General features: G+C 58.7%; 20 protein-coding genes and 1 tRNA gene. 10 read left to right on the forward strand and 11 right to left on the reverse strand.

Translation table 11 applies throughout. The features are described from left to right. Nucleotides 1-164: 164 nt before the first annotated feature. On the forward strand, nucleotides 165-578 hold the full coding sequence (locus Syncc8109_RS12960) for a zinc ribbon domain-containing protein (RefSeq protein ID WP_025362504.1): 414 nt from the start codon (nucleotides 165-167) through the stop codon (nucleotides 576-578). 748 nt (nucleotides 579-1,326) lie between these two features. On the opposite strand, the gene Syncc8109_RS11915 is transcribed toward Syncc8109_RS12960, so the two are convergent. Continuing rightward, on the reverse strand, nucleotides 1,327-1,578 hold the full coding sequence (locus Syncc8109_RS11915) for a site-specific integrase (protein WP_071823085.1): 252 nt from the start codon (nucleotides 1,576-1,578) through the stop codon (nucleotides 1,327-1,329). Between the two features lie 35 nt (nucleotides 1,579-1,613). Between Syncc8109_RS11915 and Syncc8109_RS09425 the strand changes: the two genes are divergently transcribed. After that, complete coding sequence (locus Syncc8109_RS09425) at nucleotides 1,614-1,793, forward strand: hypothetical protein (protein WP_006851944.1); 180 nt, start codon at nucleotides 1,614-1,616, stop codon at nucleotides 1,791-1,793. Between the two features lie 862 nt (nucleotides 1,794-2,655). Here the strand turns inward: Syncc8109_RS09425 and Syncc8109_RS12965 are convergent. Continuing rightward, nucleotides 2,656-2,889: a hypothetical protein gene (locus Syncc8109_RS12965; RefSeq protein ID WP_006850116.1), complete on the reverse strand. Its 234-nt coding sequence runs from the start codon at nucleotides 2,887-2,889 to the stop codon at nucleotides 2,656-2,658. A 179-nt stretch (nucleotides 2,890-3,068) separates the two neighbouring features. On the opposite strand from Syncc8109_RS12965, the gene Syncc8109_RS09440 reads away from it, so the two are divergent. Further along, nucleotides 3,069-3,383 (forward strand): hypothetical protein, encoded by a 315-nt coding sequence (locus Syncc8109_RS09440; protein WP_025362506.1) that lies wholly within the window; start codon nucleotides 3,069-3,071, stop codon nucleotides 3,381-3,383. Between the two features lie 86 nt (nucleotides 3,384-3,469). Here the strand turns inward: Syncc8109_RS09440 and Syncc8109_RS13110 are convergent, their stop codons facing one another. From Syncc8109_RS13110 to Syncc8109_RS09445, 3 genes are all read right to left on the reverse strand, one after another. Beyond that, the gene (locus Syncc8109_RS13110) at nucleotides 3,470-3,598 is read right to left on the reverse strand and encodes a hypothetical protein (protein WP_006850196.1); all 129 of its coding nucleotides are present in this window, start codon (nucleotides 3,596-3,598) and stop codon (nucleotides 3,470-3,472) included. A gap of 302 nt (nucleotides 3,599-3,900) precedes the next feature. Beyond that, nucleotides 3,901-4,155, reverse strand: a complete 255-nt coding sequence (locus tag Syncc8109_RS12405; protein ID WP_156915526.1) for a hypothetical protein — start codon at nucleotides 4,153-4,155, stop codon at nucleotides 3,901-3,903. 670 nt (nucleotides 4,156-4,825) lie between these two features. Continuing rightward, nucleotides 4,826-5,506 carry a tyrosine-type recombinase/integrase gene (locus tag Syncc8109_RS09445; protein ID WP_369792012.1) on the reverse strand — a complete coding sequence of 227 codons (681 nt, stop codon included), beginning with the start codon at nucleotides 5,504-5,506 and terminating at the stop codon, nucleotides 4,826-4,828. Nucleotides 5,507-5,533: 27 nt separating this feature from the next. On the opposite strand from Syncc8109_RS09445, the gene Syncc8109_RS11920 reads away from it, so the two are divergent. The 3 genes from Syncc8109_RS11920 (at nucleotide 5,534) to Syncc8109_RS13190 (ending at nucleotide 7,354) form a co-directional block, all read left to right on the forward strand. Further along, nucleotides 5,534-6,217 (forward strand): thermonuclease family protein, encoded by a 684-nt coding sequence (locus Syncc8109_RS11920; protein ID WP_232202418.1) that lies wholly within the window; start codon nucleotides 5,534-5,536, stop codon nucleotides 6,215-6,217. A gap of 616 nt (nucleotides 6,218-6,833) precedes the next feature. After that, nucleotides 6,834-7,274: a hypothetical protein gene (locus Syncc8109_RS12685; protein WP_198015299.1), complete on the forward strand. Its 441-nt coding sequence runs from the start codon at nucleotides 6,834-6,836 to the stop codon at nucleotides 7,272-7,274. Beyond that, on the forward strand, nucleotides 7,244-7,354 hold the full coding sequence (locus Syncc8109_RS13190; protein ID WP_156915527.1) for a hypothetical protein: 111 nt from the start codon (nucleotides 7,244-7,246) through the stop codon (nucleotides 7,352-7,354). The genes Syncc8109_RS12685 and Syncc8109_RS13190 overlap by 31 nt, the downstream gene beginning before the upstream one ends. Nucleotides 7,355-7,500: 146 nt before the next feature. Here the strand turns inward: Syncc8109_RS13190 and Syncc8109_RS09455 are convergent, their stop codons facing one another. Then, nucleotides 7,501-8,457, reverse strand: coding sequence for a tyrosine-type recombinase/integrase (locus tag Syncc8109_RS09455; protein WP_006851135.1), 957 nt, complete (start codon nucleotides 8,455-8,457; stop codon nucleotides 7,501-7,503). Nucleotides 8,458-8,895: 438 nt separating this feature from the next. Between Syncc8109_RS09455 and Syncc8109_RS09460 the strand changes: the two genes are divergently transcribed. Beyond that, nucleotides 8,896-10,038, forward strand: coding sequence for a class I SAM-dependent RNA methyltransferase (locus tag Syncc8109_RS09460; protein ID WP_025362508.1), 1,143 nt, complete (start codon nucleotides 8,896-8,898; stop codon nucleotides 10,036-10,038). Here the strand turns inward: Syncc8109_RS09460 and Syncc8109_RS09465 are convergent, their stop codons facing one another. Next, the gene (locus tag Syncc8109_RS09465; RefSeq protein ID WP_025362509.1) at nucleotides 10,039-10,425 is read right to left on the reverse strand and encodes a phage holin family protein; all 387 of its coding nucleotides are present in this window, start codon (nucleotides 10,423-10,425) and stop codon (nucleotides 10,039-10,041) included. It abuts the gene before it with no gap. Continuing rightward, nucleotides 10,425-10,847 carry a YqjD family protein gene (locus tag Syncc8109_RS09470; RefSeq protein WP_006850868.1) on the reverse strand — a complete coding sequence of 141 codons (423 nt, stop codon included), beginning with the start codon at nucleotides 10,845-10,847 and terminating at the stop codon, nucleotides 10,425-10,427. The genes Syncc8109_RS09465 and Syncc8109_RS09470 overlap by 1 nt, the downstream gene beginning before the upstream one ends. 59 nt (nucleotides 10,848-10,906) lie before the next feature. Between Syncc8109_RS09470 and Syncc8109_RS09475 the strand changes: the two genes are divergently transcribed. The 3 genes from Syncc8109_RS09475 to Syncc8109_RS09485 all read left to right on the forward strand — a co-directional run bounded on the left by Syncc8109_RS09475 (nucleotide 10,907) and on the right by Syncc8109_RS09485 (nucleotide 16,062). Further along, on the forward strand, nucleotides 10,907-11,263 hold the full coding sequence (locus tag Syncc8109_RS09475) for a hypothetical protein (protein ID WP_025362510.1): 357 nt from the start codon (nucleotides 10,907-10,909) through the stop codon (nucleotides 11,261-11,263). A 50-nt stretch (nucleotides 11,264-11,313) separates the two neighbouring features. Continuing rightward, nucleotides 11,314-14,922: a chromosome segregation protein SMC gene (gene smc, locus Syncc8109_RS09480; RefSeq protein WP_006850304.1), complete on the forward strand. Its 3,609-nt coding sequence runs from the start codon at nucleotides 11,314-11,316 to the stop codon at nucleotides 14,920-14,922. A gap of 90 nt (nucleotides 14,923-15,012) precedes the next feature. Continuing rightward, nucleotides 15,013-16,062, forward strand: a complete 1,050-nt coding sequence (locus Syncc8109_RS09485) for a PRC-barrel domain-containing protein (RefSeq protein ID WP_025362511.1) — start codon at nucleotides 15,013-15,015, stop codon at nucleotides 16,060-16,062. 25 nt (nucleotides 16,063-16,087) lie between these two features. Here Syncc8109_RS09485 and msrB read toward each other — a convergent pair whose 3' ends face one another. The 3 genes from msrB to Syncc8109_RS09500 all read right to left on the reverse strand — a co-directional run bounded on the left by msrB (nucleotide 16,088) and on the right by Syncc8109_RS09500 (nucleotide 17,892). After that, nucleotides 16,088-16,489 carry a peptide-methionine (R)-S-oxide reductase MsrB gene (gene msrB / locus Syncc8109_RS09490; RefSeq protein WP_006851440.1) on the reverse strand — a complete coding sequence of 134 codons (402 nt, stop codon included), beginning with the start codon at nucleotides 16,487-16,489 and terminating at the stop codon, nucleotides 16,088-16,090. A gap of 28 nt (nucleotides 16,490-16,517) precedes the next feature. After that, nucleotides 16,518-17,801 carry a hypothetical protein gene (locus tag Syncc8109_RS09495; RefSeq protein WP_025362512.1) on the reverse strand — a complete coding sequence of 428 codons (1,284 nt, stop codon included), beginning with the start codon at nucleotides 17,799-17,801 and terminating at the stop codon, nucleotides 16,518-16,520. A 9-nt stretch (nucleotides 17,802-17,810) separates the two neighbouring features. Continuing rightward, nucleotides 17,811-17,892: transfer RNA gene (locus Syncc8109_RS09500), tRNA-Leu, on the reverse strand. Nucleotides 17,893-17,958: the final 66 nt, after the last annotated feature.

Consider the following 17,958-nt stretch of genomic DNA (forward strand, 5'->3'; position numbering starts at 1 on the left):
GGATGTCCGCGCCTGTCCGCGTGTGAGTCGCAGCGGAAGATCAACACGACTGCGGCACAGCCGATGTGCCCGTCACCAGCGGGGACAACCGTAGACACGTGTCACAACAAACAACTCAATCGCTCTAGTGGAGCTACAAAACAACTAAGTCCGGCTCCCCTCTCGTGGATAAAGACAAATTCGATAAAGCCATTGCCTACGCAATTTCAAAGGGCTACTTCCGAGATCCCAGTACACCGGACATCGACCAATCCACCGATGAAGGCGGTTTGATCACCCTTAGGACTCCAAGAGGGGCGAAGGTCGCCGAATTTCAAACGGATGGAGACACCTTCGATGGCATAGGCAATCTCAGCACGAAGACCGCAGGAACGAAGTCCTCCTATACGTGTCCAAAGTGCGGGAGCACTAGCTATGAGATAGGTCAGATCAGAGTCTCTGGTGATTTCTGGTCCAGCGCCTTTGATATAGAAAATAAGCGGTATGACTCTGTTTCATGCACAAAGTGCGGTTACACGGAGTTCTACAAAAAAACTGTCAGCAGGACCGAAAAGATACTTGACTTCCTTGCAGACTGAAACAGAGCTAGATAGAAATTTGAGACAGCTAATGCGTTATCCCGCTACTCATAGTTGTTAAACATGATATGCTCTAGACATTACATATCTTTTTATGAGAAAGCTCGTCTCTACTATTTCTGCGAGCCTGTTTTTCGCATCGGGTGCTTTAGCACACGGTGTTCCTGATATGCGGTTGGTCGTTGGATCTCTCGACGGGCAAAGCCTGCGTGAATGTGAGCGATCTTCGCTTCGAGCCTTGCACAGTCATGGCCTTGAAACTTCAGTAACAAGACAGGATTCAACCGTCGTAAAAGTATGGGGTACTAGCATCTCAAAGCTCTACAGCCTTCAAGTAGAATGCGACACTTCTATGCAGACAAAAGCAGTCGCATTTTCTCATCCTGTCGCACATAATTCGAGAGAAGTTCGTGACATTTTTGATTCTCTATTTAGATAATCGCACCGACATTCCCAGTCATACCAAGCCTCCTCAATTGCTTGAATTTGTGTTCCTGTGTTCCAGTCACTGATTGCTTTTGAGCGAATCCTTTGACTGCCTTTCTGGATCTTAATATCTATACCAACGGATGGAATGAGGGTCCTGACCGTCTCCCAATACAGGAGATGGCCTAGCCCCCACAAAGCCAGTCTAGATTTGAACTTCTCGGAACAAGTGTTCCGCGACGTGCTCGTGTTGCCGCCCCAGAGGACTTCTAATACCCATCAACCAACAGGCGGCACGGCGTCGATTACGGCAGGGCAGTGACTAGCCAAGCCAAAGAGAAGAACTGTCCCGAGGATTACTAGGGACGTAATGACCAGTCGTCGCGCTCGACGAGTGACCGAGGTTGGCTTGAAGCGTGAATACCTCCACGCCCCTCTGCACAGCATGTGTGGCATGGCTGTGCCTTAGCTGGTGTGGATGAACGTGAAAACCGGCGGCTCGTCCCCACTTTCGGCAAACATCTCCAATCGCTTGTCGAGTGAGATGTCCCTTGCCGCGGGGGCTTTCTTTCAATATGGCTACAACCTAAGAACTGAGACCCCGCCGCCATGGATGAGCCCACGTTTTGGGAACCGACCGACGAATTTCTGAACCAAGCCGACTACGACCTGAAGCTCTTGGTGAAGACCTGGAAAGATGAATACGGGGCAGATGACGCCGCCTGCTCAATGGTGCTGCGAGCCATCGCCGACGCCACTTATCTGCCTGAGGGCCAACCGCTCGTCTAGCCATGTTCTTGGACGTAATAGGCGTTCTTCTGCTCGTTGCCCTTCTGGTGTTTGGTGCCGGGGCTTTGTGGAAACCCTTAAGAGCACTCTGGGGATTTATTTCCCGGCGTCAGGCACTGGATTGGTGGACAAAGAAGCCCATCCTTCCAATCGTTCGTGGCAAGAGCGGTGGCCGCTTTAAGCGCATTTACCGCAAGAGAACACGCCGCTCCTTCAATGGACGCTTGTAAGTAGCCATAAGGGGCGTTGAGAGAGCCAGCGCCTCACTGACGGCTGCCGGAATTGGAAGCCCGTGCATCACGTGGAGACCGGTCCAGCCGTCACCGCCTAACTACAGCCCTGGGTATTAATTCTCATCGTGTGCACTGAATCCACAGTCTTGCCAACGAGTTTCCTACATTTTGATGGCTTGAGAATTGCGTTCTCCAGTTTGCTCGACTGGAGAATTAGATAAGGCGGGTAATGCACGACCCGCCTTTTTTATTCGCTTTTTGGATACCAAGGCCAATGCCGCTTGCCAAAAGGGCCTTGAGACGGTCAGAGCTATGCAGCAAATCCGTTCTGACGCAGATACCTGATGCCGCGGTATCTCAGAGAAGGGATTGCGTCCGCAGCCTTGAACGCTGTCTCTAGACGCAAAACAACTGCTTCTTTTTTTGCAGCTGTCTTATTCACGGGTGTAAATGCTGAACCGTTCCAATACAACGAAGTCATCACAGCTCCTGCAGAGCCCAAGCCCCCGTTCCATGGCTTAGATCGAGCTGCGCCCCGCAAAAGCGAGGTGAACGTTTGGTAGCAGTGGCTACATATTCTTTGTACCTCCGCCTAAGAACGCCGCGCAATATCGACTAGGGAATCCACATCAATTGCGAGAAGGATGCGCCCTGTGACCGCGGAAGCCACGGGTGTCAGCACCCAGGCTGAGCATCCTGTTCATCTGCGCGACGGCACCAATCACACAGGCGTAGCTGCATGCCTCCTCCGCCTTTCGCGCCGTGCGCTCCAGGCGAGCGATGCACTGGAACAACAAGTCACGTTGATCAACGTTGTCGTCGCCGAAGGCAATATCCATCCACTCTTTGTGGGCTTCAGTCACGACACGACGGGCTTGTCGACGTGAGCACCCCCATGTTTGGGCCACAAGGGACGCAAGCTCAGAGAAGCCGACGCCTTTGTCGATCTGCTTCATCGCCCACTCGTGGCGCTGTTGCTTCTCTTGCTTAATGACTCGTCTGGGGACCATGGCTAAAAGAGGTGGGTAGATATCAACGCGACATGGGTCTGCTCCTGTTCTTCTGGCTCGTAACTTCTGCCGCTTGTGCCCTCTTCACAGCGGCCGCCGCACGAGGCAAGGGATACAACGATTCCTCTTGGAGCGTTATCGGATTTGTTTTCGGCCCTCTCGGCTTGCTGGCAATCGCCGCCTGCCCTGACCTCCGGAGTCGTCGACTCTTGCGAATGATCGCGGAAGGCCAAAGCGGCGCGGGCGACAAGCTCCAAGCCTTTGACTCCCCGACTCCCAAGTATTCCGGCGAAGGAGGAATGCTTGGGGAGATGGTCGAGTCCCTGCTGAAAACCAATCGCGACTGAAGTCACAGCAGGCCAACTCCAATGAACGCCTCCTCGACATGAGCCAACTCATAAGGGGGGGTTGGGGGGGGGGGGGGCAAGTCCATCTAGGCGATGGTGCTGGCAACCAGCTCTCGGGTCAGCTCGCAATAGTGCTGCCGCGTTTCTGTGACGGGCCAATCATCGACGCCATCAAGGATTAATCCGCCAGGGATGCCGTCGAGGATGTTTGCCATCAGTTCGGCTCAACCTCTCTTGCCACAAGTTCCCGCTGCAGGCGATCACGGAGATCAGCAGCAGCAAGGGGAAGCGGATGTTTCGGCACCAAAGGGAACCGCTTGATTCTCTACAAGCATAGGTGTATTAGTTATACTGAAAAGTTCAGTTCTACGGTGAAATAGTGGCTCATCGTAGCAAGAATTTCCCTCATTTATTGAGGACCTTCCTTTGCTGTCTAGAACTGTCGGCAACACTATGTATGCCGATTTTTCACGATTCCAACGATCTCGGCGAGTCCCTAAGCAGAGATTGCTAATTTTTATTTACCGCTCCTTCCACCATTGCACCATGATGTGAGCCTTGATTTCGTATGCGGACCAGGCCTCTTGTCATTTTGCATCCAATAAGTTGTTCTTTCTTCAACGCATTGATTTATATCTGCCGCACGCTCGGATACTGGGGCCAGCAAAAAGCCAATCTGCACCATTGAAGCTGCCATGGCTACTGCGCAAATAATAAGCACGCTCTCGACGGCATGATTTTCTTTACCATTGTTTTCCATTTCGCGATTCATCTGGATTCATTTCTCAAACTAGCCACGCCAACCGAAGCCGATAATTGTTATTAGCAATTGTGTGCATATCGGTGTGGTGCCACTAAAAAAGCTCCCGCGTGATGCCCGGGAGCTTTTTCTTGCCGTAAGGATGTTTACGACGAATGTGCCCGAGTCCAGCGATCTCGGCGGCTCTCTAAACAGCGGTCGCACATGCAGGTGAAGTCATCGTCGGCACCGATGCCAGAACCAGGCACACCTGAGACGCCCCAATTCGTGTGGAGTGTCCATCGATAGAGCTTCGCCAGCTCTTCGTCAGTAGGCAGATATGACCGCATCAACCAAGACGCAGAGAACTGCTGTCCTGGGGGTTACTAGCGACGTAACGAACGAATCTTCTGCTCAAGCTTGATCAGCATCAAAGCCCAATTACCTGACAGGACAAGCCAACAGGCAACTCCGGTAACTGCGAATGTTGCGACCACCCAAAGCATTAATCCAGCCCCCTCCATAAGGAGGTCACGTCGGCATGCTTCAAATTCCGGGCCTGGCTCACACCGTGGAACGATTTCTCTGAATCCCTGACCTCCCTGCTTTCCTGACACTGCCCCGCCTCCATAAGCCATCAGCTGAGCCTCAGTGAGCTTTTGCCAGCAGAGATGACAGCCGGATTACACATCAGCGAAATGCACTAACCAAGACGCAGAGAACTGCTGTCCAGAGGATTTGCAACCACGTAATGCCCAGTAGTCGCACTCGACGAGTGACCGAGGGTGGCTTGAAGCGTGAATACGTCCACGCCCCTCTGCACAGCGTGTGTGGCATGGCTGTGCCTCAGCTGGTGTGGATGAACGTGGAACCCTGCGGCTCTGCCCCACTTCCGGCAGACATCTCCGATGGCTTGCCGTGTGAGGTGTCCCCTTCCGCGGGGACTAGGGAATACATAAGCCTCAGCTTCGCCGCGGCCCAAGCCCTCGAATAAAGCCAGCGTGTCGCTTGAAACGCGGACCACTCGGCGCTTGGATCCTTTGCCGAAAAGGTGGATTTGGCCTCCGTCATCGAGAACCTCAATGTCCTCCCAACTAATAGTTGCGATCTCAGAGACCCTGCAACCAAAAAGGTATGAACATCTGATTAAGGCGTAATCACGCTTGGCATTGCGATCGAGATGAGCTGCCCTGGCGATGGTTGCCATCAACAACCCGAACTGCTCTTCACTGAGCGGCCTAGTGCTCTTCTCAGCGTGGAGAAGCGATCGAGGCGGCATCGGGTTACGCGGTACCCCCGTAACCGCTGAGCGGCTTGGTTCTGATGCCCAGCGGTAGAGCGAGCTAATGGCAGCGATGCGCCTGTTGAAGGTTCGAGGCTTCATGTGTCCTGCCTCGACTTGTTCCCGCAGTTGGGACACCTGCTTTCTCGAGCTATACCCAGTCGTAGCAATGGATTTAGACTAATTCAAGTTTTTGTGAGTCACTTGATAAAAAGAACCGCTCTTTTGCTACTCGCATTTTGGTCTTTACCTGCATATGGCTCAACAATCATTTCTGTAGGAGATGGCGACACAATTCGAATCCGTGACGGATCGGAAAAACTTACAGTGCGTTTAGCATGCATTGATGCACCAGAAATATCTCAAGATCCTTATGGAGAAAGATCAAGAGCTTTTCTCAAAAAGATGCTTCCACTTGGAACAGAAGTCACGCTTCGCATTCAAACCATAGATCGATACGGAAGATCTGTAGCCGAAGTATTCACCAAAAACGGAAATATAAATGAGTCAATAATTGAGCAAGGGCACGGGTTTGTTTACCGGCGTTATCTGAGTAAGTGCAATGGATCTCGCTACCTTTCTCTTGAACGTCAGGCTCAAAAACTTGGCCTAGGAGTCTGGTCAACTAGCCCTACAGGCATCCAACGACCGTGGGATTATCGAAAAAACAAACGTTCAGCAAATAGTAATTCTAGAAGTAAGTATCGATGCAAGGAAATTGTTTCCTGGAGTAAGGCTCAGCAGCTTTTGAAAGAAGGCCACACTTATCTTGATCGTGACAGAGACGGTGAAGCCTGCGAAAGCCTGAGATAAGTGAACTCTCTTGAATTACATAACTGCGATTGAGACGGCGAGTTGTTCCTCCTATTTGAGGAAGGACGCGGAGGCCTCTACGGAACGCCATCGGATTAACTCTCAGAGCAATCCGCGATCTTGTCGCGCCAATCAGGCCCCAGCTCAGCTGCCAGCTCCTTCTCTAACGATCTCAGGTACCGCTTCCGCTGCCCTGACTCTCCGCCGAGCCAGACCGGAATCTTTTTTGTGTTTTGACTCATGTTCAGAACCTTCCCACATCGAGAGGTCAGCTTGTAGTTCACCATCGATTTCGCTTTACACAGTAGAGGCTGACCACACACCAACCAGCGCGGATTATTTTTTCTCCCTCAATATCTTGGAAAGCAACCCTTTCTCTAAAACTAAGCAGACATTTGATCTTCATAAGCAGCTAGCTCTTTTTCTAACTCCACTATCTTGCTCATGACATTGTCATTATGTGAGCAAATAGAATCTGAATGCAGGCACTCTACGCGGTAAAGCATCAATCGAAGAATCATGATCTCTTCTCTCAGGTGCCAGCTCATGCCAAACAAGAATTAAGTGCAGAGATCATGACTAGCGCCTTGGGAATCCGCATCCTCAGAATCTTCAAATGTCCGCGAATGAGCATCAGCAAGCCTCCGATCCAATGCCTCTATTTTGTGCAAAAGAGGTCCATAGAGCTCTCGAGCACTGGGGCCTGGGGGAAGAAATGCTTCTCGGTAAAGCATCAGCTGAATTATCTCGTTCTCGGCCGATCGAGAATCATTCAAAACAAATACAGGCTCGTTGTACAAATGAACAGTGCACGAATTTCAAAAAATCATCTGTACCAGCAGAACAATGTGCTGAACTCAACAACACAAACCGTGGCGGTAGTTACAAGTCAAAGGCTGAGGCCTCGTCCTCCGCCTCCGTCAGTCCTTCCACTCAGCTACAGATTTCATCGGGCGAATCAGTGCTTTCATCCCGTTTTCTTGGTGGTGAGCATTGGTTGCTGAAAGTTCTGAGCGAAACCACCTCATGCAATACAGGAGGGGGGAGTACATCCTGAACCGACTGCAAGCTCAAATGGCGATCAACAAGGTTGTGAGCCTCACCTACAGAGGCATTACCTACGAGAAACGGCTCTAGCCCCTTGCCTTGAAAGGGCAAGCTCGACACAGGCTTACCTGGCCGCGCCTGTGTCTCCCGTGCCAGGCCAACGCCATTTACGAGTTCGACTTAAGCCATCAGCTCAACCAACAGGCGGGATGGCATCAATCACAGCCGGGCCATGGCTAGCCAAGCCGAAGAGAAGAACTGTCCCGAGGGTTGCTAGCGACGTAATGACCAGTTGTCGCGCTCGACGAATGTCCGAGGGTCGCCTGAAGCGTGAATACGTCGACTCCCCTCTGTACCGCGTGCGTGGCATGGCTGTGCCTTAGCTGGTGTGGGTGGACGTGGAATCCAGCAGCACGTCCCCATTTGCGGCAAACATCTCCAATTGCTTGGCGTGTGAGGTGTCCTTCACCGCGGGGACTAGGGAAGACGAAAGCCTCCGCATCGCCGCGGCCCAGCTCTTGAAAAAGGTCGAGCGTTGCTGCCGATACGCGGACAGTGCGTCTCTTAGACCCTTTGCCGAAGAGGTGAATCTGGCCTCCGTCATCGAGTGCCTCGATGTCTTTCCAACGGATAACCGCGATCTCAGAGACCCTGCAACCCAGTAGGTAACTCCCCTTAATCAAGGCGTAATCACGCCTTGAATTTCGATCAGTAGAAAACGCCTGCCTGATTACGGCCAGCAGTGTCGCTACAGCCTCTTCTGAGATCCCCCTTGTGGTCTTGGGTGCTTGCAGCAGGGATCGTGTGGGGACCGGGTTTCGTGGCACTCCAGTTACAGGAGAACGGCTTGCTTCCGATGCCCATCGATAAAGGCTTGAGATCGCAGCAATCCGCCGATTGAAGGTTCGAGGCTTCATGAGTCCGGCATCGACTTGTTCCCGCAGTTGGGACACCCAGTCCTGGCAGAAGGCAGCGTTGATCTCGCGTAGATGCAGATGCGGGTGATTGCGATCCCGCCAACGCGTGAACTCGCGGATCTCGCGCTTGTAGCCACGAACGGTCTCACTGCTGCCAGAGCGACTGCACTGCGTGAGGAAGCGTTTGATCAGCAGCGCGTCGCCCCAAAGAACGGCTCCGGCTGCTGCTGTGTCGAACATGCGGCTGACAAAGGCCAGCGCCTCTGCCTTGTCCATGCCGACAAGAACAGGCGGCAGAGACTTGTTCGCAGAAATGTTCGCACCGTGTTTTGGTGCTTCCGTCGTAACTAAACCTGCTCCGCTGGGATCACTTCCAGCAGAGTCGGTTTGGTGATTGTTGAAGGCCCCTTCCAGGGCCCATGAGTCATTTGGGTGATAAGGCTGACTTCACCCCATCTCCCTTAAAGGGTCAGGCAGCAACAGGGGCTGCTTGACGGGAGAAACGAACGATGTTGTTCGCAGTTACGGGTTTGCTCTCACCGAGCAGGCTTCAGTCACCCTCCTCATGCCCCGTCGAAACCATTGCAGCCCCAAAAGGGAGAATGGAGCTGAGCGGAATCGAACCGCTGTCCGAAACACTGGTGTGGATCACCTAGTCCGACGAAGCCGAACCCTGTCATTCTGACAGGAGTGGTGACCTGGAGCACAACGCCCTTGGGTCGAACAAACCGGCTATCCGCCGTGGCAGTTGTGCCACAAGGCCTGGAAGCAGCCGCTGGCGATGAACTCAGCGCCCTTGGTGCCCATGCCGTGAGGCCCGGCAAGCGGGCCGTCAGCTTCCAAGCGGACATGGCCTGCCTCTACCGGTTGCACCTCCAGTCTCGACTGCCCTTCCGGCTGTTGCGCCAGGTAGCGCGCTTCCCCTGCCAGGGCCGAGACGACCTCTACAACGGCATCCGCCAGGCGCTCGACTGGGAGCGCTGGCTCCATCCCTCGATGAGCTTCCGGGTGGATGTGACCGGAATGGCACCGGGGCTGAACCACAGCCACTTCACGGCGTTACAGGTCAAAAACGCCCTTGTGGACGCACAACGGGATCTCTGGGGGGAGCGTTCCTCCATCGATCTCGACGACCCCGATCTCTCCCTGCACCTGCACCTCGGCCGCGGGGAAGCACAGCTGAGCCTGGATGGCAGTGGCGGCAGCCTGCACCGTCGTGGCTACAGGGCCGCCATGGGAGCGGCACCGTTGAAGGAAAATCTGGCGGCCGGGCTGATCCGCCTGACGGGCTGGGATGGAAACCAACCCCTCGTGGACCCCTGCTGCGGTTCAGGAGTGCTCCTGATCGAAGCGGCCCTGGCCGCCTTGCAGCAGGCCCCGGGGTTGGAGCGCCGCTTTGCCCTCGAGGGTTGGGCCGATTTCCAGCCGGAGCTTTGGGACAGAGAAGCTGATCGTGCCCGGCAACGGCGCAGGGGAGACCTCACCCTTCCGCCGCTACTGGGGATTGAGGCGGATCCCGCCATTGCCGATCAGGCCCGAGCCAATGTGGAAGCCGCTGGGCTGAGTGGAGTCATCCGCATCTGCACGGGCGTTTTTAGCGATCAACCCCTGCCGGAGGGGCCGGGGGTGTTGGTCTGCAATCCCCCTTACGGCCAAAGGATCGGCGATGAAGCGGAATTGGAGGCGCTGTATCGAGAGCTTGGCAACTACGCCAAAGGCCAGGCCAAGGGTTGGACGCTCTGGTTGCTCAGCGGAAATCGCAACCTGACGGGAGCCCTGCGTCTGAAGGCAGAAGAACGGATTCCCGTGAGCAACGGCGGCATTGACTGCCGCTGGCTGCACTACGACATTCGCTGATCAGACCCGTCCGATCACTGCCCGTACGGTTTTCATCAGTCCCTCCAACGTCTGAGGCAGGAACGGGCCCTTCAGCACCTGGCCGCCAATTCGCAAGCTAATGCCCGCCAGCACCAGATTCGCCACGGCGAGGCTCAACAGTGCGCGCATCCAATCCAGATCCCACTGGGCCTGAATCCAAAGCAGCAACGACGCTTCGCCCGCCAGCAATGCCAGGAACATGGCCGTGCCTCCAATGGCGAGGAACAAGCCACCGCTGATCAGTCGGCGTTTTTCCCGATCCACTTCCTGCAGGGCAATCCGCACGTGCAGATCCATCACTGAAGCTGCCAGAGCGGTCACCCGAGCTGCCGCTCCAAATCCGCGGGGAGAGTTCTGATCGGCCATCAGGAACGCCGCCCCCCGCGAAGCATGCTGCCCAACAGCAACCCAACACCAAGGGCAACACCCACAGCCAGCAGTGGTCGCTGGCGCACAGGCGCCTCGATCTTCGGCCGCAGCGTGCTGTTCAACTCATCCAGCAACTGTTCCAGTTGCTCTTCCAGGGGATCCAGGCTGTCGGCCCAGTCGCGGCTGCGATCACCGGCGCTGTGGAGAAGTTCCTCCAGTTGCTCCCGAACCCCTTGGGGCGTCAGGCCTGTGTTCTGTTCGATCAAACGAACCAACTCATCCACACTGCCCCGGGTGGCTTCAAGGGTGTGCTCAGCAAGATCCGGCCAGCGCTCCTGGATCGTCGGCAGCAGGCTTTCAAAGCGCTCACGGAAGTGGTGCTCGAATCTGCCGTTGGACTGCGGCGATGGCGAGGCCATAAAGACCGTTGGCAGGACGCTTTAGAAGGGTAGGGAGACTGAAGGCTGAGGGAAAGTTTTTGCCGCGATACGCCCTCCTCCGTCACACCGGGGCTCCGGACGACCCCAGCGGATGTCATTTCGATCTGCTGCTGGAGGACGGGGACAGTTGCCGAACATGGCGGCTATCCACAGTGCCGCGACTCAACGAAGAGGTCCAACCGGCGGTTCCCCTGCCAGCGCATCGAAAGGTCTGGCTGGAACCCCGCAGTGCTGCCGTTTCGGGCAATCGGGGCTGGGCCGAACTCATCCTTGCCGGCAGCTACTGCGGGGTGCTCCCGAAAGACGCGAATGCAGATATCACCTTGCAGCTCGAGGGCGACCTTCAGGGCTGCCTGCGCGTCGCGTCTGGGTACTGCTCATTATCGAACCCTTGAGCTTTTCGTGGGTTCCGCTAGTTTCGGCCTGCTGACAGCTCCAGATCCTGTTGGTTCATATCAATCAGGTTGGGCTAACGCACTTCAAGTCGTTCGGTGGAGCGATGACGATCCCTCTTGAAGAGGGATTCACTGTCGTGACCGGACCCAATGGCTCCGGCAAGAGCAACATCCTTGATGGAGTTCTGTTTTGCCTGGGCCTGGCCACCAGTCGTGGCATGCGGGCTGAACGCCTGCCGGACCTGGTCAACAGCGGCATGCTCAAGGCCGGCAAGGCCGCTGAAACAACCGTCAGCGTCCGCTTTGATCTAAGCGACTGGACACCCGATGCCGCCGAGGAAGGCTTGGAAGCACCGGCGGAGGGGCCCTGGATTCAGCCTGGACAAACGGAATGGACGGTGACCCGCAAGCTGCGGGTGATGCCGGGGGGCTCCTACAGCTCCAGCTACAGCGCCGACGGGGTTCCCTGCAACCTGCAGCAGCTGCAGACCCAGCTGCGCCGCCTTCGAATTGATCCCGAGGGCAGCAACGTGGTGATGCAGGGAGACGTCACCCGTATCGTCTCGATGAGCAATCGCGACCGCCGCGGCCTGATCGATGAACTGGCCGGTGTTGCCCTTTTCGACACCCGGATTGAACAGACCCGCCGCAAGCTCGATGACGTGCAGGAGCGTCAGGAGCGCTGCCGGATCATCGAGCAGGAATTGCTGGCCAGTCGCCAAAGGCTGGAGAAGGACTGCGCCAAGGCCCGGCAATACCAGGACTTGCGGGAACGGCTGCAACTGGGACGCCGCCAGGAAATGGTGCTGGCCTACGAGGCCGCCCAGCAGGCCCTCAAGGATCTAGCCACACGCCAACAGGCGCTGGAAGCCCAGGAACAGAAAGACGCCGCGGCCATCGCCAGCGGCCGGGAGCAGCTGAACAAAGCTGTTGCCGAACTGAACCTGCTCCAGGAGCAGGTGAAGGCCCTGGGGGAAGACCAGCTGCTGGCGGTTCAGGCGGAACTGGCTGGCCTCGACACCAGCAGCCGCGAACTGGAGCGCCAGGCCAGCCTCCACCAGGAGGAGGGCCAGAAACTGCAGGCGCAGCGCCAGAACCTCGCCACCCGTCGCCAGCAGTGGCAGCTGCAATCACGGGAGCTGGAACGCGATCCCCATCAGGACGCCCTCAGCGCGGCAAACGACAACTGCAAGGCCGCTGAAGCGGCCGTGGAAATATCCCGCCGCCGGCTGGCGGATGTTGTGGGCCGCTCCGGCGCCTGGGTAGAGGAACAAAAGCGCCGCAGTGGTCGCCGTCAGGAGTTGCAAAGCAGCGTCACTCCCTTATTGGAGGAGCACCAACTGCTGCAGGAACGGCTTCGCCAGGAACGGGAACGGCTGGAAGAGCTCACCCAGGAGCAGCACCAGGACGGCACAGACGGCGACGCCGTGGAGCAACAGCTCGCAACCCTGGAGGCAACCTGGCAAAACCTGCTGCAAGCCATTGCCGACGGCAAACAGGAGCTCCAGCAGACCGCCGAATCGCTGGCCATCCAACAGCGCACCCGCAGCCGGCTGGAGCAGGAGCAGACCCGCTTGGAACGGGAGATCGCTCGCCTGGAGAGCCGGCGGGATGCCCTTCAGGAAAGCCGTGGCACTGGAGCACTGCGCCTGCTGTTGGAGGCCGGCCTCGATGGCATCCACGGCCCTGTCGCCCAGCTGGGAGAGGTGGAGGATCACCATCGCCTCGCCGTGGAAGTGGCCGCGGGGGCCCGTCTCGGCCAGGTGGTGGTCGATGACGACCGCATCGCCGCCCGCGCCATCGAACTACTCAAGAGCCGCCGTGCTGGCCGGCTCACCTTCCTGCCCCTGAACAAGATCCGCGCGCCAGGGGGCGGGGGCTCTTCAGCCGCCTTTGCCCGGGGTGCACGCCCCGGTGGGGACAGCGGTGCCGGACTGATCGGCCGGGCCGTGGAACTGGTGCGGTTCGAACCGATCTATGACCAGGTGTTTGCTTACGTCTTCGGCGACACCCTGGTGTTCTCCGACCTGGCCAGCGCCCGTCAACAACTGGGCCGTTCCAGGGCGGTGACCCTGGATGGGGAGCTGCTGGAAAAGAGCGGCGCCATGACCGGCGGCAGCTTCTCCCAGCGCAGCAGCAGCCTCAGCTTCGGTCGCAGCAGCGATCAGGACGAAGCCGAACCCCTGCGGCGGCGCCTGCTGGAACTGGGGGAATCCCTGGTGGCCTGCCGGCGGGAGGAGTCGAAGCTGGCCCAAGTGATCGAGCAGCAGAAACCCCAGCTGCGCGAACTGGAAAAGCAACAGGCGGCCTTGATCGCCGAGCGCAATGCCGCCCGGCGAAACCACGGCCCGCTGCTCGAGCGCAGCCGCCAGCGGGCCGAACGGCTCAGCAAATTGCAGCAGGACCAGACCGAGCAACAACAGCGGCTCGAAGCCATCAGCACTGCACTCACGCCACTCACCGCGGAACTGCAGGCCTTGGATGAGGCGGAACGCAACAGCGGCAACAACGACGATGCCTCCGCCTGGGCCCAACTTCAGACAGAACAGGAAGCCGCCGACCAAAGGCTGGAGGCGGCCCGCCGCGAGCGCGACCAGCTGCTGAATGCCCGGCGCGAGCGGCAGCTGGCGATTGAACGCCTGGGGGACCAGGAGAATGCTCTGGCCGCCGAAGAAACCCGCTTGCAGGAGGCGGTGAAGGCCCTCGCCAGTGCCCATGGGGCCTGGCGCCAGCAGCAGAGCGACCTCCAGGAGAAGCGCAAAGAGCTCGAGCAACAGCAGACCGACCTGCAGGAGCGCTTCGGCAGCCAGCGCCGGGCCCGGGACGCCGCGGAAGCCGAGGTGGGCCGCCAGCGTCAGGCCCTGCAGCAGGCCGAATGGAATCTGGAGCGGCTCAAGGAAGACCGCGAAGGATTGATCGAAGAACAGCGCAGCGGTGCGGTACGCCTGCAGGAGATGGAACAGGCCCTGCCGGACCCGAGGCCGGAGATCCCGGAAGCCCTTCAGCTGGCGGGATTGGAAGCCTTGCAGACCGATCTGCAGGCCATCCAGCAACGCATGGAAGCGCTGGAGCCCGTGAACATGCTGGCGCTGGAGGAACTCGAGGCCCTCGAAGAGCGGCTCAACGAACTCAACGAACGCCTCGACGTGCTCAACAACGAGCGGGAAGAATTGCTGCTGCGGATCGAAACCGTGGCCACCCTGCGCCAGGACGCCTTCATGGAAGCCTTCACCGCCGTGGATGGCCATTTCCGCGAGATCTTTGCCTCGCTCTCCGATGGTGATGGCCACCTGCAACTGGAGAACCCAGAGGAGCCTTTGGAAGGTGGCCTCACCCTGGTGGCCCATCCCAAGGGCAAAACCGTGCGGCGCCTGGCCTCGATGTCGGGGGGAGAGAAATCACTCACCGCCTTGAGCTTTCTGTTCGCCCTCCAGCGCTTCCGGCCGTCGCCGTTCTATGCCCTCGACGAGGTGGACAGCTTCCTCGACGGTGTCAATGTGGAGCGCCTGGCGGCTCTGATCGCCCGTCAAGCCGAGGCAGCCCAGTTCATGGTGGTCAGCCACCGCCGCCCGATGATCGGCGCAGCCCAGCGCACGATCGGAGTGACCCAGGCCCGCGGCGCCCATACCCAGGTGGTGGGTTTACCAGATGCCGCCTGAACGATCGGAGTTTTCGCTGTGCAATCTGAACGTGACAGGCGGAACCCCTGCGCCACAATGGTCTGAGTGTCCATGGCCGAGGGCCCACGCTTGACCCCGACCCCTACCCCAAATGACGCCATTACCAATGGCGTACCCAGCGATCGCCTCTGGTTGCGCTCCGAACTGATGGGCACCCAGGTGATCACCCGTGACACTGGCCGCCGTCTTGGGGTGGTGGGTGAAGTGATCGTCGATATCGACCGCCGTGAAGTGGTGGCTGTGGGGCTGCGGGACAACCCCCTGACCCGTTTCCTACCCGGCCTGCCGCGCTGGATGCCGCTGGACCGGATCCGTCAGGTGGGCGACGTGATCCTGGTGGATTCGGCCGACTCACTAAGCGAAAACTTCAACCCTGAGCGCTACAGCCGGGTGATCAACTGCCAGGTGATCACCGAGTCCGGTGAACAGCTGGGGCGGGTGCTCGGCTTCGCCTTCGACATCGAAACCGGCGAGCTCACCACCCTAGTGATGGGCGCCCTTGGCGTACCCCTGCTGGGGGAAGGGGTGCTGAGCACCTGGGAAATGCCAGTAGAGGAGATTGTCAGCAGCGGCCCAGACCGGATCATTGTTTACGAGGGAGCCGAAGACAAGCTCAAACAGCTGAACAGCGGTGTTCTGGAAAAACTGGGAGTCGGTGGCCCCAGCTGGGAAGAGCAGGAGCGGGAGCGGTACCGCGTCAACCTGGTGCCCGTGGAAAATCAGCTCACCTCCGGACAACCCCTGGAGCAGGGGCAACGACGTCTCCAGGCTGCAGAAACCGAGCGGTTTGAGGCTGATGCAGAACTGGAATATGTGGAGCTGGAGGACCGGCGGCAGGAGTCCATGCAGCAACGCCGCTACCTCGATGAACCCCAGCGGTACGACGAGCCGCGCTACGACGAACCTGCCCGCTACGACGAGCGGCCGGCTGAGCGAGCCCAGACCTACAACGAGCCTGCACCCGTAGAGCAGCAGCCTGCATACGAGCAACAGCCCCCTCGGCGGGCCATGCCAGCCTCCCGTCGCGCGGTTCAGCAGCCGGGCGAACCCATGGATGTGGAACCGATAGAGGATGCAGCGCCCCAGCGCCGGAGCCAGGATCTCGACGATCCCTGGTGAACGGGCCTGAGGCTCCGACAGGTGTTCAGGACGCCTTGAAGTTCAATGATGCGCTGTTGACGCAGTAGCGCTGGCCCGTGGGAGCGGGACCATCGGGGAAGACGTGCCCGAGGTGGGCATCACATTGAGCGCAGTTGATTTCGGTGCGCACCATCCCGTGGGTCAAATCCTCTTTGGTGGTGATCGCCTCGGCACTTACACCATCCCAGAAGCTGGGCCAACCCGTGCCCGAATCGAACTTGGTCTCAGAGCTAAACAGCGGCGCACCGCAGCAGACGCAGTGGTACTTCCCCGTGGCTTTGTTGTTCCAGTACGCCCCGGTGAAAGCCCGCTCCGTGCCGCCGCAGCGAGCCACCTGGAACTGCTCCGGCGTCAGGGATTGCTTCCACTCCTCGGCGCTGCGTTCGACCGGATTGGGCGGAGTCATGGTCGTCGAAACCAGAGTGGATCGCAGCCTAGGAAGCGTTGAGCTCTCGGGGAAGCAACCCCCTCACCTCGGCGGCCAATGCGGCCACCGCCCCTGGTTCTCCCCGCAACGCCTGGAGGTCCTGGCGCTGGCCCTCAAGCCGCTCGGGGGCGTTCAGCCAATCGCAGGCCTCCTTCGCAATCTCCTCCGGAGTGATCGCCCCCACCCGCTCCGGCACCACAGCACGGCCTGCACTGATGTTGGGCCAGGCCATCAATCCGTTGTTGCGCAAACGCCAGAGGGTCAACAGAACCCCGATCAGACGCCGCAGACCCGGCAGACGCGCCAGCAGGCCCAGCCCGCCGTCCCAGGCCTGCATCACCTCCAGGTGCTGGGTGGGAACAATCACGATCATCGGCACCGCAAGGGCGCCGAGTTCGGCTGTGTTGGCGCCGACCGTGGTCAGGGCCAGGGCGCACTGGCTCAGGGGGCCATGGGCCGGATGCTGCTCCAGCAGAAGAATCCTTGTCCCCGCACCCGTCAGCAACTCCGTCACCGACTCCCCCTGCTCCACCGAAGCAACGGAGGCGCTGTAGCGGGCAGCAATTGGGTTGGAGGCGCCGGCAAAACGCAGCAGTTCATCAACGCTGGTGGTGGGAGCCAGCGGCAGCAAAAAACGGCATCCTGTTTGCAATCGGGCCAAACGATCGGCGGTGTCGAGCAGAAACGGCATGCCGACGCTCAACTTGGCCGGCTTCGATCCCGGCAACAGGGCAACCCACTGGCCCTCAGGGAGAGGCTCCTCGGAACGAGCGAAGGACGACAGATCCGCCATCAGATCGCCAACAACGCGGCACCGGGGCTGGTAACGGATCGGCAGCTGGCGCCGCACCGCGTCAGACATCGCCGCAATCCGATCGTTCCAGCCCGGCCAACGCGCCACCCACTCGGCATAGGTGATGTGGCGGTAGCCGAGACGAGCCGAAAGCAGAACGGTCCAGAACTGGTCACCGCCCAGGAACACCACCACACCCTTCTGCGGCCATGGGCCGTAGCGCTGGGGACGCAACAGCAGCGACCAGAAGCGTCCTGCCGGCACGATGCGCTCGAACAAGCCCCAGGGCTCCGCGGCCGCACGCTCCTGGCCCGTGGCATTGGGGCAGGGCACCAACACCAGATGCAACGACGCTGGCGCGCTCCGAGACCGGGGACGCAGACGAAGGCTGGCGTGCAGCCGTTCCGCCAAGGGGCGAACCCAGGTGGTCAGCTCACCGGGACCGTTCGAAACAAGAACAACGGCTGGTCCTGGTTCTGCAGCGCTGGGACGGGCCAAAGAAAAAAATGCGGATGGCGAGACTTGAACTCGCAAGGCCGAAGCCACACGCCCCTCAAACGTGCGTGTCTACCAATTCCACCACATCCGCGTGGTCGACTTCACCGCTCGGGTGCTGCCGAAGCCAGATCATACCGGGCGGGGTCTTCGCTCTCGG

It is taken from the genome of Synechococcus sp. WH 8109 (genome assembly GCF_000161795.2).
In the GTDB taxonomy this organism is placed as follows: domain Bacteria; phylum Cyanobacteriota; class Cyanobacteriia; order PCC-6307; family Cyanobiaceae; genus Parasynechococcus.